Here is a 14,485-nt window from a genome sequence, read left to right on the forward strand (position 1 = left end):
AGATACCTTAATTATAAACCAAAAACGGAGAGAAACCCCAAAAAAATATGAGTTTCTCTCCGTTTTTGTATAAAGGGACTTTTTCAGTGCCCTCCGTACGAAGCAAAAGGGTGGATCCTCAGAATAACAAAGATTTTTGACAACCATCACCCTGACGGTAGAGTTTGCAGGGGAGAGGCGCTCCAACGCTTCTCCTTTTTATTATATATTCTTATTGTATATCAAATAAACTAAAAAATAAAGGGAATGTACTGGAGGAAAGCCCTCTATAACGATAATTAGTGTAGGATGTAATCCTATTTGATATAGCAGAGAAAAGCTAAGGAAAGGAATAAGAACTATGGAACAAGGAATACTGGAGTCATTGAATAAAATTTATTCATTGAATTTCATGAAAATTGAATCAGTGACAGATGAGATGTATCGATGTACGGCGGTAGAAGGAGAATTTTATGCGCGAATAACGAATTACAAAACATATGATGAACAGTTAGAGGAGGTTCAGTATACAAATTTTCTATATAATGAAGGATTTGGTGCAACGCCAGCAATATCTTCCTTAAACGGTAATATAGTGGAAAAGATAACCCTTAATGAGGAGGTTCTGACTGTCTTATATCGAGCGGCTCCTGGAATACACTTACCAAGAAATCAATGGCAACCGAATGTCTTAAAAGAAGTAGGGCGGCAAATTGGCAGGTTGCATCGTTTATCGAAGAAATTTGAAAATATCAAGCCGCTTCAATATATCAATGACTGGTATGAGAATGAGGAATATGCGTTTCTCAAATATATCCCTAAGGAAGAAACGGCTATTAGGGAAAGGGCAGATGAAGTTTTATCGACCATAAAAAATTTGCCGAAAAGTGACTCAACATATGGATTGCTGCACGGGGATTTATGGTTAGAAAATATAGTAGTTGATCGTGATTTACAATTGACGATGATCGATTTTCAAGATTGTGAGAAACATTTTTATATATTTGACTTAGCTGTTCCTATTTATAGTGCGTTAGAGTATTCGTTTGTAGGTGATGGAAACATCGTCGATTATGGACGAGCAATCACAAAAGCAATCATTGACGGATATCAAGAAGAAAATGATCTATCGCAGGAAATGTTAGTAAAGCTTCCTCTATTTATTAAATTGAAGGAAATATTCGAGTATAGCTTAATGCATATGTACTGGAATAAAGAGCAGTTAACAGAGGAACAAATCCGAATCATGAATCATTTTAGAATGAGGATTGAGCATAACTTTTCTTTACTAAAATGTAGCAAAGTGAATGCACTCTCTTGATTTTATGATTTAGTGAATTTCCTGAAATTTATAAGAGAGATGGAGATTTGTTGCATTATGAGAGGGGGTATTTTTGAATAGCGGTGGCTTTCCTTCTGAATGAAGAACAAGAAGTTTTGTTCCTTCAAAAAAGGCCAAAGGATTCTTTTTTAGCTGGACATTTAGTTCCAATTGGTGGACATATTGACGGTGATGAAATTAATGATCCTAAAAAAGCGTGTATCAGAGAGATAAAGGAAGAAACAGTGAAAAGAAGTGATTGTATAGAAGATTAACACTTAGATACGTTATTCTAAGATTGAAAGACAATCAAGAAATTCGAATACAATATGTTTTTTTCGGAAATATCTAAAAAAATTCCCTTTTAACTGAAAGGGAGGAAGGTTTATTAGAATGGCTAGATTGTATGGAAATATCAAATCGCAATGTTTCAGCGACTACCATTGAAATTGTAAAACATTACATGGAATTAGGAACATCGACTGAAAAGATATACGTAGGCTCAATGAAATCATTAAATGGAAACCCAGAGATTGCTTGGGCACTGTTAGAAGATTGGGAACCATCCTTTTTCAATCTTTAGAAAAGCAAAAGGTGGGATAGAGATGATCTCTTATTCACATCAACCTGAAGCATACGAATGCCCGTTTTGTCGGATTATGTCAGGAAATGAAAGACCAAATAAAGGGACGAAACAAAGGGATATTATCTATCAGAATAAACATGTTACGGCATTTATCGCAAGCAAGTGGTGGCCGAATAACAAGGGGCATGTTCTCGTGATTCCAAATGAACACTATGAAAATATATATGCCCTACCAGCAGAACTGGCTGCAGAAATTCATCGTGCGGCCCAATTGACAGCACTTGCAATGAAACGTACATATGGATGTGATGGTATTTCTACTCGACAACATAATGAGCCTGCTGGAAATCAAGATGTGTGGCATTATCATCTTCACGTTTATCCAAGGTATGAAAACGATACACTCTACTTAACCAGAGGGTATGAATCTGAACCAGATGAACGTCCTTTCTATGCAGAAAAATTGCGTTTATGGATTCAGGAAAACAATTAGTTTCTTATGACTGATGCTTAAATTCGGATCAAATAAAGGGCAGGAGGAAGTTGATGGTGCCAAAACCATTTCATCACTTAGCAAGGGGGTCTATTTCATCATGATAATAAAATATTGCTTGCAAAAGCAAAGGGGCAGACAAATACCTTTTTGCCCGGTGGTCATATTGAGTTCGGTGAAAGTGCTAAGGATGCATTAATACGAGAAATTAGAGAAGAGTTAGGTATAGATTGTACAGCGGGACGTTTTCTAGGTGTTGTTGAACATAAATGGGAACAAGATCAAGTTGTACATTGCGAAATCAATCAAGTATTTGAAATTAATAGCAGTGAACTGCCCTACGGTATCAATCCAACTTCTATAGAACCACATCTTGAATTCTACTGGTGTCATAAGGAAGAAATTGAAAAACAAAATTTACAACCATATCCCTTTAGACATTTAATCCTCCGTTACTTGAATGGGAATAAGCGGGTTTGGTGGGAAAGCACAGTTAACGTAAATTTGGATGATTCAAATCGAAATAAATTCTTTTAAGGAGAAGGTTGCCATTACAAATTTTGATTTATTTCTATTACGAGTAAAAAAGAAATCGTAATAGAATAGTGGGAAATTAGGGAGGGGAGGTATTTATTTGGTACTATTTTCCTTATTATAATCGTGATTATCATGCTTAGTATCGAAATCCAATTGAGAAAAGCGAATAAACAGAATGAGGAGATAATTGATCTATTAAAGAAAGCGAATGAGGAAAAATAACAGTTTATTCTGAGCTTGGAGAATTATTTTTTGTTTATAAAAAAGTAAGGGGTGATCCTATAAAAATGATTGGCGTATTTCTTGATCGGGATGGCACAATTGGTGGCGAGGGTGGGGGAATTCATCCATTTGAATTTACCCTCTATGATTTTTCAGCTAAGGCGATAAAACTCTTAAATGCTCATGGAATAAAAGTATATCTGTTTACAAACCAAAGTTGGATTGGGATGGGAAGTTTTCAGAGCGAATATTTTTGGAAGGTACTAATAGAATGTTGGAAGTATTGACGGCGAAAAAGGCTTTTATTGACGGGGTTTATTATTGCCCTCATACGTTGGAAGAGAATTGTGCATGCCGTAAGCCTCAACCGGAGTTATTGCAAAGGGCTCAAAGGGAACATCATTTGAATTTGAAAAAATGTTATGTTGTTGGGGATCGATGGAGTGATATGGTATCAGCAGCTAATGTTGGTGCGAAGAAAATATTAGTTAAGACTGGGAGAGGTTTGAAGACCTTACAAGATTCTACTAGCGGTCATTTAGAAAAAGTGAAAATGGAGTATATTGCGGAAGATGTACTCGATGCAGTTGAATGGATACTAAAAGATTTACATATAGAAAAAGAGTCAGAAAAGTTACCAGTCATTTAAATTCTCCCTTAATAATATCCGCTTCCCTTCCTTGTCTTGTATGTGTAACAGTAGCTTTGTAATGATTTCCCATTCTACGGAGATATGATCAGGCAGTTTAGTTTTTGTAATATATTTATGATCATATTTGATTCGGAGAGTAGGATTAGGAAACTCATTTAGCTTAACAATCTTCATATTGTTGATGTGATTCGGGGAATGGCTAATCTTAAGTTGAGTTTCTCGGGGCATGACTTAACAAAATGACTCCTAAAAAACAACCTATTTAGTTAAGTGTTTCGTTTTTTTTTCTTGGTCTACGATGTGATCGTCATCCCATTCCATTTTATTTTTATGAAGCATTCGACAGATCCTCCTTGAAATGACCTGCATAGACTAGCCTGCTTATAGATTAACAAATACACTTCGAAGGAAACAGTTTTCTGAAGAAGATGGATTATTACGTTCCGCCCCATTGGAAGATAGTGAGGACAGTCGCTCGACTGTCATTCGCGAACAGAAGAAAGAAAAACAGGGTCTTGTTTAGGTGATTAATCGATGATAAGTTTCAAGCAAAATGGTTAATGCAGAATGGAGAGTTGAATCGATATGACGATTTATCTTGTACGGCATGGGAAAGATGAAGAGGGATTCCGCGGTGGATGGAGTAAAAGGGGGCTGATAGAGGAAGGATTCCAGCAGTCGAAGAAATTAGGGGATTATCTTAAAGAACATGAACTGGAATTTAACATAAAGCGAATTATTTCTAGTGACCTAAGAAGGGCGATGGAAACAGCCAAACCCATTGCTAATCGTCTGCAACTTCCACTTGAACAATCTAAAGATTGGCGGGAAACAAATAATGGTGTCCTAGCTGGAATGCCAGAATATGAGGCTTGAGAAAAATATCCAGGCTTATTTTTCAACAGTTTGAGAATGGATGAAAGATATCCTGGGGGAGAGAGCCCGATTGAAAATTACACACGCATAAGCAACACATTTGCTAGAATATGTAAGGAACAAATTGAAGAAAATCACCAAGAAAACATTTTGATCGTTACCCACGGTGGAGTCATCAACATGATCTATCATATTCTAAAGGAACAGGAATGGACCAATACAAATAAACCATATCCTATTGCTAATACAAGTATTCATAAAATCGAATGGAACGAAAGTGAATGGAGAATTACCGAAGAAAATAAAATAGAACATTTAAACTGAAGACGGACTTTTTCTCCTTTTATTCAATTGCATCCTTAGATAATCGAAAGCATCAATTAAAAAGCGAATTTGCTTGCTGATAATGAATAGTTTCCAGTTTACAGTAAAAAATAATGAAACAGTTCATTATGGAAGGAGTACGTAAATAGTGGAGCCGATTAAACCGACAAAAATAAAAACGAGAAAATCAAATGAAAGAATAGATGAACCATTAACAGCGGCTGAAATGGGCAAGCTTTGGGTTACTTATACAGGTAATACGATGGCTAATTGTGTTCTCGAATATTTTCTCCAGCATGTAGAAGACAGCGAGATCAAGAAGATACTAGCAAATGCTTTGACTTTAAGTCAATCTCTTGTGTCGACCATTAAAAATATATTTGAAGAAGAAAACTTCCCACTCCCAATAGGCTTCTCAAAAGAAGATGTCAATTTAGGTGCGCCAAGGCTATTCTCTGATGAGTTCTATCTTCACTATTTAAAATATACGAGTAAAGCGGGATTAAGTATTTATTCAATTGCTATACCGCTCATGATTAGAAAAGATATAAAAGACTTTTTTATACACACTCTTGACTCCACAGTGCAGCTTATCACCCAAATTAATGAAGTGGCTAATCAAAAAGGCTTTTATGTAAAACCACCAGTCCTTCCTATACCTAAAAAAGTTGATTTCGTTAAAAAGCAAAATTATTTACGTGGATTTTTCGGTCCTATTCGGCCTGCCCATTCATTGGAAGTTGCCCACCTATTTGATAATATCGAAAATAATGTAACAAGTAAGGCATTGCTTCTAGCCTTTAGTCAAGTAGCTAAAACAGATAAGGTGAAAAAGTTTTTACTAAGAGGCAAAGAATTAACAAATAAGCATATTGAAGCTTGTTCTAAGCATCTTCATAAAAGTAATTTGCCATCACCACCTTTATTAGACAATTTAGTTAGTGAATCGACCTTCTCACCATTTTCAGATAAATTAATGCTATGGCATAAAATTGATATGTTTTCTATGAAAATTCGATCATATGCGAATGGTGGCTCCCTTAATGGCAGACGTGATATTGGTGCGATGTACGGCAAGTTACTAATGGATGTCACCCTTTTTGTAGAAGATGGAGCAAATATTATGATTGATCATGGATGGATGGAACAACCACCAGAAGCGATCAATCGAAACGAATTAGCACAATCGAAACGCAATCATGAATAAAGTGAAACTTATGACTTGCATAATATCAGAGGTTGTCCTGGAAATCTTGATGAAATACCCAGGACAACCTCTGTTTTTATGCAAAAGTAGTTACAGATTACGAAATCTGGGGTTGGTTAATTCTTTAAAAATAGAGGGTATAGTATTCATAAAATTCGAGAATAGGAGGACCGATATGATTAAGACATATCTAGATAAGAAAAAGCCTGAAATGATCGAACTTTTGGAACTACTCGTTAACATAGATAGTGGCTCCTATGATAAAGAAGGCGTCGATGTTATAGGGACGATTCTAAAAGAGAGTTTCGAGAAGGCAGGTATGCATGTAAAAGTACATCGGGAAAAAGAGTTAGGCAACCATTTGGAAATAAAAGCTAGTGAAGAATCTGAACCGAAAATTATTATTATCGCTCATATGGATACAGTCTTTCCAAAAGGAGAAGCGAAAGAACGTCCTTTTAAAATTATAGGGGAGAGAGCTTTCGGTCCAGGTGTAAATGATGAAAAAGCAAGCCATGTCCAAGTTTTATATGCTTTGAAGGCATTGAAAGCAAGTGGATCAGAAGCATATAAAAATGTACATGTGATTTTCAACAGTGATGAAGAAGTCGGTTCACCAAGTTCAAAGTCATTAATTAAACAAGCGGCAGAAAATAAGGATTATTCATTAGTAGTGGAATGTGCTCGTCCCAATGGAGGAATCGTTACCGAGCGGAAAGGAGTGGGGAATTTCTCCCTTAGTGTGAAGGGAAAGAGCGCTCATGCAGGGGTGGAACCTCAAAGGGGGAAAAGTGCAATTGAAGAGATTTCCCATAAAATACTTCAATTACAACAACTAAATCAATATGAAGAAGGATTGAGTGTGAATGTCGGATTAGTCAATGGTGGGACCTCGAGTAACACTGTCCCGCCAAACGCTGAAGCGGAAATTGATGTTCGGATTAAAGGAGAGGAACAAGCGGCAGAGGTGACAAAAGAAATATCAAAAATTGCCCAAGAAGAATATGTAGCGGGAACAACGACAGAACTTAAAGGGAGTATTAGTCGCCCACCAATGGTAAAAACGGAAGCAACAGAAGAGCTAGTAAAGGTTATTCAGGAAGCGGGTGACGAATTAGGCATGTCGATTCAACAATTGAGTACAGGTGGAGGATCGGACGCTTCTTTTACAGCGGTGGAAGGTATTCCAACCGTCGATGGAATGGGGCCGATGGGGGAATTCTCCCACAGTGAAACGGATGAATATACAGATTTAAAGACTTTTCCACAACATACAGCGTTATTAGCAAAAACAATTGAAAAGTTAAGTAAATAACAGAGCTTCTGGAGCTCTCCTATCTCCTCCCGCTGTCACATAAAAATCAAACAAATATTAATTGAAAAACAAGGAGGAAGCTGATTTGGACATACAAGAGATTTATCAACAGCAAAAAACATCAGAGATAAATAAGGGGGAGCAAAGGGCCATTGGTGACTTCGGAATGACAGCCAGTGCGACCAAAGAATCATCGGAAATCGGTGCCCGAATATTAAGGGATGGAGGGAACGCAGTAGATGCCATCGTTGCGATGCAGTTTGCTTTATCTGTAACAGAGCCTTTTAATACTGGACTAGGGGCAAGTGGATTTTTACTTGTTTACAATCAAGAGGCAGGTACAACAAGAGTAATTAATGGCCATTCAAAAGCACCTAGGAATATGTCTCCTGATATGTGTTTAGATGAAAAGGGAGATTTGATCCCTTTTCCGAAACGGACTTTAAACGCCAATTTTATTGGAATTCCAGGAATTTTAAAAGCAATGGAAAAGGCGATTACCACATACGGCACAATTCCAATGGAACAATTAATCGAGCCAGCTATTCAATTAGCGGATCAAGGAATTAAGGTGAATTGGTTATGGGAAAAGGCACTGGAAATGTATGGAGATAGAGTCGGGAAGACGGCCAGATCTTTGTTCTATCCTAATGGCATTCCCTTAGTAAAGGGGGAAATTGTGAAAAACAAAGAACTAGCGTATGCATTAAAGGTTATCCAAGAAAGAGGGATTGATGCCTTCTATCATGGAGAAATCGGCGAAGCTGTCATTAAATTAATCCATGAGGCAAAAGGGTGTATGACAATAGAAGATTTGCGGAATTATGAGGCTGAAATACAGAAACCTATTGTAGGAGACTATAGAGATTTTCAATTAGCGACTCCGAGTCCCCCGAATGGAGCAGGGGTTTCTCTACTTCAGCTCTTAAAAATTCTTGAGGAAGTGAAAATTGAACAATACGATAAAAATTCATGGGAGAAACACTTCTTACTAGCCGAAGCCATGAGAATCGTATTTTCTGACAAACTTACTTATATGGGGGATCCTGACTTTTTTAATATTCCGGTGGATGGTTTGCTACATCCAGAATATATAGCCGAACGAGTAAAATTAATTCATTTTGATCGTATGAACCAAGGGGTTGACTTTGGGAATCCTTGGAAATATGAGGAGAATGAGAACAGCTTCCACCAAGAATTACAGGGCGGTGAGACGACCCATTTTACTGCTGTCGATCGGTGGGGAAATATCGCCGCCTGTACATCCTCACTTGAGCACTATTTTGGCTCAGGGATTATGGTACCAGGATATGGTTTTCTTTTAAATAACGATCTAACTGATTTTTATCCAACAGAGGAAAGTCTTAATGACCTGCAAGCCAATAAATATCCTGTAAGCACAAAATGTCCAACGATTATCTTTCATAAGGGGAAACCTATAATGACCCTTGGTTCTCCAGGTGGTCCAACGATTGTTGCTTCGGTAGCACAAGTGATTATTAATGTATTAGACTATAAGATGGATTTGAAAGCAGCGATTGAACTACCCCGTATTTATAATAGTACGGCTCCGAAAGTCTTATGTGATGATCGCTTGAGCGGGAAAGTAAAGGATAAATTAAAGAGTTTGGGTTTTGAGATTCTTAACACAGATATTGCCATTGGGAATGTACAAGCTGTTCTGTTGAACCATGAGAAAAATATGATGTATGGAGCAGCTGACTCATCTCGTCCCGGCGCAGCGATTGGAGTTTGGAAAGAGAGCTTTTAATGGTAAGAAGAAGGGCTATCTAAAAGGGAGGTGACAACCTTTTTGGAAGCTCTTCTTTTGATTGATGAATTAGACCCTCGTCAGAACTCAATTTCTTTGTTATCTTCTTTTTAAGACCGCTACTTTTAGGATGTGTTGTTTTGAAAAAATTGCCTGTTAATCCAAGCACAATGATAAAGTCACTTCCTTGTTCACTACTAGCAGCTATCTCTTTAAGTATGATTACATTACTTTTTGTTCCCACCTATTTTTCGATTATCGGTATTTTTTTCTACACATTGATTTACTTTTCCGTGTATTTAATTTTTATTATGCCTATCCAAATACTACTAAATCGAAAACCGAGAAAGTTTCATCCTCTTTATTTTTTGATCTATATTTCTGGCTCTTTCTTTGCTTCAGCCTTGGTGCTGTTGATGTATGAAAGAAATCCATTTGTAAATCTTCATTATTATGTATTGGCCTTTTTGGCTGCACTGATTATTTGGATATTTGATTCACTTATTTTACAAGAGCGAATTTGGTGAAAATTGCCTATTCTTACATCAATCTGAAAGATATCTTTGCTTCTAAGTTGATAAAAAATTATGATGGTACTAGGTTTATCGATTCGTTAGGACAACCCTTAGATGAGAAAGGAGATTTCTATTGAATTATAATGAATCCGTAAGGAATGGGTTATTTACTGAAGCTTTCACGCAAGATCCGTATGAGACATATGCAAATTTAAGAGAAACAGATCCAGTATACCGTATGCTCTTTCCAAACGGGCAATATGTTGGATGATTACTAGATATGATGATGCGCTTGAGGCTTTAAAGGATTCAAGATTTATTAAAGATGTTTCTAAATTAACTGGTGGAAACTTAGAAGATCAAAGTGTTTTTACTCATAATATGCTATTTTCAGATATGCCTGAGCATAAAAGGCTGCGGGGTCTTGTTCAAAAGGCGTTTACACCAAAAATGATTACGGGAATGAGAGAACGCATTCAAGAAATAACGGATCAGTTGCTTGAAAAAGCTGCTGGAAAAGATGAAATGAATTTAATTGATGATTTCGCTTTTCCATTACCGATTATTGTGATTTGTGAAATATTAGGTGTGCCAGCAGAGGACAGAGATAAGTTTCGAATTTGGTCTAATGCATTGATTGAGGGATCTAGTGGGGAACATGCACAGGATATAGTTATTCATATGCAAGAATTCATCCACTATCTTGGAGAACGCTTTGCGAAAATGCGGAAAAAACCTGGGCAGGACTTAATCAGCCAATTAATTGCTGCAGAAGAGGAAGGGGATACATTAACGGAAAAGGAATTGTATGGAGTTGTATCGCTACTCATTATTGCAGGACATGAAACAACTGTTAATTTGATTGGGAATAGTATTCTTTCGTTATTGGAACATCCTGAACAGATGAAACTCCTGCAAGAACAGCCAGAAATGATCCAAACAGCGATTGAAGAATCACTTCGCTACAATGGTCCAGTCGAATTTAGCACGTCTAGATGGGCTGGTGAAAATTTTGAATTTAGAGGGAAGGCATTCAATAAGGGAGACTTGGTCATTATCGCTCTTAATTCTGCGAACCATGACCCTAATAAATTCACAGACCCAGATGTTTTTGACATTACCCGTGAGAAAAGTCAGCACTTGGCATTTGGAAAGGAGTCCATTTTTGTCTTGGAGCTCCACTTGCCCGTTTGGAGGGCGAGATTGCGATCTCCACGCTTTTACGGAAATTCCCCGATATTCAATTAAAAGTGGACAAGAGTGAATTGGAATGGCGACCAGGAATGGTAGTAAGAGGGGTAAAAGAAATTCCTCTATCATTATAAGATTTCTTCTTTTTTTACTAAAACAAGTGTATCTTTATGAAAAAGATGATACACTTGTTTTATAAAAATGATCGGTGGATTCTCTAAACGAAACTTTGACATTTTTGTAGGTGTTGACATTGAGTTTGTTTCATTATATAATTATCTCGAATTCGAGATAATAAAGAGGAATGATAACATGAGTAAAGATCATCATGATGAAGAACTATCGTTAAAGTTATTTGTCGTTTTGACAAGAGCTTTAGATTCGATTAAAAAACGTGTTGAAGAAGATATTAAATGTTTAGGACTGAATCCAACCGAATTTGCTGTTTTGGAATTGATCTATAATAAAGGCGATCAACCGATCCAAAAAATTGGCGAAAAAGTTCTTATTGCTAGTAGTAGTATTACGTATGTTGTTGATAAATTGGAAAAGAAAAAATTGTTAGAGAGAAAACCTTGTCCAAAAGATCGACGAATTACGTTTGCTGCCATAACCGCAGGGGGAAAAGAATTAATGGATGAAGTTTTCCCGAAACATAAATTAGCAATTCAAGAAATTTTAGCTGGGCTAAATGTAGATGAGAAAAAGCAACTGATAGAACAATTGAAAAAATTAGGGTTTCATGCCCAAAACTTATAATTTTTTTAAATAGTTATCTCGAATTCATAATATATTATTTTGAGGTAATTTTAATTAATAAATGTTTATATAAATGAGTCCATTTCCTAATTGCTTATTAATGATCAATACGCGAACGTTATTGTTAAAGGAGATTGAAATGTTAGTCCATGTATTTCCTTAACTTAGTTGATTGGAGCGGAAGGTGGCGACTCTTGGGGGATTAGCGTGATAGGTGAGATCCCGCAGCTCACACATAGCGACGAGGAAGCTCAGCGCACGCCCCCGGAAACCGTCCACCTGAAGCGGAAATCAACGTTGTTCGGATTTGAATGCTAAAATCTCTATTATGAAATTGATTCAAATCATTTTAAATATACTAGTTTGGGATCGATTGAATGAGGAGGACTGAAAGATGTCTGATTTTATCCAGCTATTAAAAGAAAGAAGATCAGCAAGTAATTTTCTGCCTAACCATCCGATAACGGAACAACAATTAAATGATATTTTTGAGTTAGTTAAATTAGGGCCATCAGCTTTTAATTTGCAACATACAAACTATATGGTTGTCTTAGATGTTGAAACAAAAGAGAGGTTACAAAAGGCTGCTAATGGGCAATATAAAGTATTTAGTTCCTCCGCTGTCATCATTGTTACAGGTGATAAAAACGCCTATCAACATACTGCGGAAATCTATCAGGGTTTAAAAATGTTAGGAATCGTTAATAAGCAGGAATATGATCATATGGTCAATGATACAGTTTCGTTTTATCAATCAAGAGGAGAAGAATTTCAAAAAGATGAAGCAATCAGAAATGCTTCGTTATCCGCTATGTTGTTTATGTTAGCGGCGAAAGAGAAAGGCTGGGATAGTTGTCCTATGATTGGATTTGATCCCCAGGAAGTGAAAGAAATATTGAATATAGATGATCAGAATGAGGTAGTGATGATGATTACCTTAGGCAAGGAAAAGGTAGAAAGTAGAAGACCACGTGGTTATCGTAAACCAGTTAGTGAATTTGTCACTTACATTTAGTAAAAATTGTGTGAAATCCTAAAATAGGAGTGAAATGAAATGAGAAAACAGACGAGCGGGATCCACCATATTACAGCCATTGTCGGACATCCCCAAGAAAATGTAGATTTCTATGCAGGAGTTCTTGGGTTGCGTTTAGTAAAAAAGACGGTTAATTTTGATGACCCAGGCACTTACCATCTCTATTTTGGTGATGAAGGAGGAAAGCCAGGTACGATTATCACATTTTTCCCTTGGGCTGGAGCTAGGCAAGGAAAGATTGGGGATGGGCAAGTAGGTGTTACTTCTTATGTTGTCCCTAAAGGTGCGTTTCCGTTCTGGGAGCAACGATTACAGGCATTTCAAATTCCTTATCAAAAAGTGGAACGTTTTGGTGAGACATATATACAATTTGATGATCCCCATGGGTTGCACCTAGAATTAGTTGAACGAGAAGCAGGAGAAGTCAATGCTTGGACTTTTGGAGGTATTACATCAGAAGTGGCCATTAAAGGATTTGGAGGAGCTACACTTTATTCTGCACGACCAACTCAAACAGCAGAGGCACTCGAAAAAGTCATGGGCTTTGAACGTGTGGGAGAAGAGGGCGAATGGATCCGTTTCCGTTCATCTGCTGATATCGGCAATATCATTGACTTAAAGAACACCTCATCTGAAAGAGGAAGCATGGGGGTTGGAACAGTTCATCATATTGCTTTTCGGGCAATTGATGATCAAGACCAATTAGAGTGGCAGGAATATGTTTCAGGCCATGGTTATGGTGTCACCGCTGTGCGGGACCGGAATTATTTTAATGCCATATACTTTCGGGAGCATGGAGAAATCCTTTTTGAAATTGCAACAGATCCTCCTGGTTTTGCTCATGACGAACCTAAAGAAACAATGGGAGAGCAATTAAAACTACCTGAACAATATGAACAATATCGGGAACAACTTAACCGACGTTTAATCCCGATTGTAGTAAGAGAACTAGATTAAAATTTAGGAGGAATACTCTTAATGCGATCCATTGATCCTCAGACAAACACGGAAAGAGACAATTATAAATTTTTAACCGGGAGTATCATTCCTAGGCCAATTGCCTTTGTGACGACATTATCTGAAGCGGGTGTACTTAATGGAGCACCTTTCAGTTACTTTAATATTGTTTCATCCAATCCGCCGCTGATCTCTTTATCGATCCAACGTTCTGAAGGAAAGCTAAAGGATACAGCTAGAAACATCCTAGGAAAAAAAGAATTTGTCGTCCATATTGTGGATGAACAAAATGTTGAAAAGGTGAATCAGACAGCGGCTAGTCTCCCTTCTCATAAGAGTGAAATTGATTTAGCGGGGCTTACACCTGTCAAAAGTTCTAAGCTCTCTGTTCCAGGTGTTCTACAAGCGAAAATTCGCATGGAATGTCAATTGGAGCAAGCTTTGGAACTGGGAGGTGGAGATTCACCTGGATGCGATTTAATCATTGGAAAGGTTATGCAATTCCATATTGAAGATGAAATTTATCAAGATGGAAGGATTGATCCCCTAGGTTTAGCTGCTGTCAGCCGTTTGGCTGGTGCGAATTATGCCAAACTTGGTTCAACATTCGAAATTGAACGACCAAAATAAATTAAAACAACTTAAATTTTTAGGAGCATTCCTGTAATTAAAGAAATTTGAGGGTTGAACAAAAAAGAGCCCCCTTGGTATGATACGAGGTGTCCAAAGCTGATCAGCAAAAAG

The 14,485-nt window shown here is 37.2% G+C and carries 15 protein-coding genes and 2 pseudogenes; all 17 read left to right on the top strand.

Annotation, left to right across the window (positions count from 1 at the left end):
* Window positions 1-340: 340 nt before the first annotated feature.
* Entirely contained in the window at window positions 341-1,300 is a 960-nt protein-coding gene (locus J2Z23_RS21655) for a phosphotransferase enzyme family protein (protein ID WP_057984867.1), read from the top strand.
* 83 nt (window positions 1,301-1,383) lie between these two features.
* A complete protein-coding gene (locus tag J2Z23_RS21660; protein ID WP_209975333.1) occupies window positions 1,384-1,575 on the top strand; it encodes an NUDIX hydrolase in 192 nt (63 codons plus the stop codon).
* Window positions 1,576-1,706: 131 nt separating this feature from the next.
* On the top strand, window positions 1,707-1,883 hold the full coding sequence (locus J2Z23_RS21665; protein ID WP_209975335.1) for a hypothetical protein: 177 nt from the start codon (window positions 1,707-1,709) through the stop codon (window positions 1,881-1,883).
* Window positions 1,884-1,905: 22 nt separating this feature from the next.
* Window positions 1,906-2,379 (top strand): HIT family protein, encoded by a 474-nt coding sequence (locus tag J2Z23_RS21670; protein WP_209975339.1) that lies wholly within the window; start codon window positions 1,906-1,908, stop codon window positions 2,377-2,379.
* A gap of 114 nt (window positions 2,380-2,493) precedes the next feature.
* Window positions 2,494-2,916 carry an NUDIX domain-containing protein gene (locus tag J2Z23_RS21675; RefSeq protein ID WP_057984860.1) on the top strand — a complete coding sequence of 141 codons (423 nt, stop codon included), beginning with the start codon at window positions 2,494-2,496 and terminating at the stop codon, window positions 2,914-2,916.
* 287 nt (window positions 2,917-3,203) lie between these two features.
* The gene (locus J2Z23_RS21680; RefSeq protein WP_057984858.1) at window positions 3,204-3,425 is read left to right on the top strand and encodes an HAD family hydrolase; all 222 of its coding nucleotides are present in this window, start codon (window positions 3,204-3,206) and stop codon (window positions 3,423-3,425) included.
* Window positions 3,410-3,787, top strand: coding sequence for an HAD-IIIA family hydrolase (locus J2Z23_RS21685; RefSeq protein WP_057994206.1), 378 nt, complete (start codon window positions 3,410-3,412; stop codon window positions 3,785-3,787). Before J2Z23_RS21680 ends, J2Z23_RS21685 begins: the two co-directional genes overlap by 16 nt.
* A 588-nt stretch (window positions 3,788-4,375) precedes the next feature.
* A pseudogene (locus tag J2Z23_RS21690) lies at window positions 4,376-4,990 on the top strand (histidine phosphatase family protein).
* A gap of 148 nt (window positions 4,991-5,138) precedes the next feature.
* Complete coding sequence (locus J2Z23_RS21695) at window positions 5,139-6,197, top strand: DUF3231 family protein (protein WP_057984853.1); 1,059 nt, start codon at window positions 5,139-5,141, stop codon at window positions 6,195-6,197.
* Between the two features lie 175 nt (window positions 6,198-6,372).
* On the top strand, window positions 6,373-7,512 hold the full coding sequence (locus tag J2Z23_RS21700; protein WP_238482895.1) for a M20 family metallopeptidase: 1,140 nt from the start codon (window positions 6,373-6,375) through the stop codon (window positions 7,510-7,512).
* Between the two features lie 85 nt (window positions 7,513-7,597).
* On the top strand, window positions 7,598-9,283 hold the full coding sequence (gene ggt / locus J2Z23_RS21705) for a gamma-glutamyltransferase (RefSeq protein WP_209975341.1): 1,686 nt from the start codon (window positions 7,598-7,600) through the stop codon (window positions 9,281-9,283).
* A gap of 140 nt (window positions 9,284-9,423) precedes the next feature.
* Window positions 9,424-9,810 carry a UPF0715 family protein gene (locus tag J2Z23_RS21710; protein ID WP_209975343.1) on the top strand — a complete coding sequence of 129 codons (387 nt, stop codon included), beginning with the start codon at window positions 9,424-9,426 and terminating at the stop codon, window positions 9,808-9,810.
* A 121-nt stretch (window positions 9,811-9,931) separates the two neighbouring features.
* Window positions 9,932-11,123 (top strand): annotated as a pseudogene (locus J2Z23_RS21715) (cytochrome P450 family protein).
* Between the two features lie 178 nt (window positions 11,124-11,301).
* Window positions 11,302-11,748 carry a MarR family winged helix-turn-helix transcriptional regulator gene (locus J2Z23_RS21720; RefSeq protein ID WP_057984846.1) on the top strand — a complete coding sequence of 149 codons (447 nt, stop codon included), beginning with the start codon at window positions 11,302-11,304 and terminating at the stop codon, window positions 11,746-11,748.
* 394 nt (window positions 11,749-12,142) lie between these two features.
* A complete protein-coding gene (locus J2Z23_RS21725; RefSeq protein ID WP_057984845.1) occupies window positions 12,143-12,763 on the top strand; it encodes a nitroreductase family protein in 621 nt (206 codons plus the stop codon).
* Window positions 12,764-12,802: 39 nt separating this feature from the next.
* Window positions 12,803-13,741, top strand: a complete 939-nt coding sequence (locus J2Z23_RS21730) for a ring-cleaving dioxygenase (protein ID WP_209975345.1) — start codon at window positions 12,803-12,805, stop codon at window positions 13,739-13,741.
* A 21-nt stretch (window positions 13,742-13,762) separates the two neighbouring features.
* Window positions 13,763-14,371, top strand: a complete 609-nt coding sequence (locus J2Z23_RS21735; RefSeq protein WP_209975347.1) for a flavin reductase family protein — start codon at window positions 13,763-13,765, stop codon at window positions 14,369-14,371.
* The last annotated feature ends 114 nt before the right edge of the window (window positions 14,372-14,485 follow it).

Source organism: Lederbergia galactosidilytica (assembly GCF_017873565.1).
Lineage (GTDB): Bacteria > Bacillota > Bacilli > Bacillales > Bacillaceae_C > Lederbergia > Lederbergia galactosidilytica.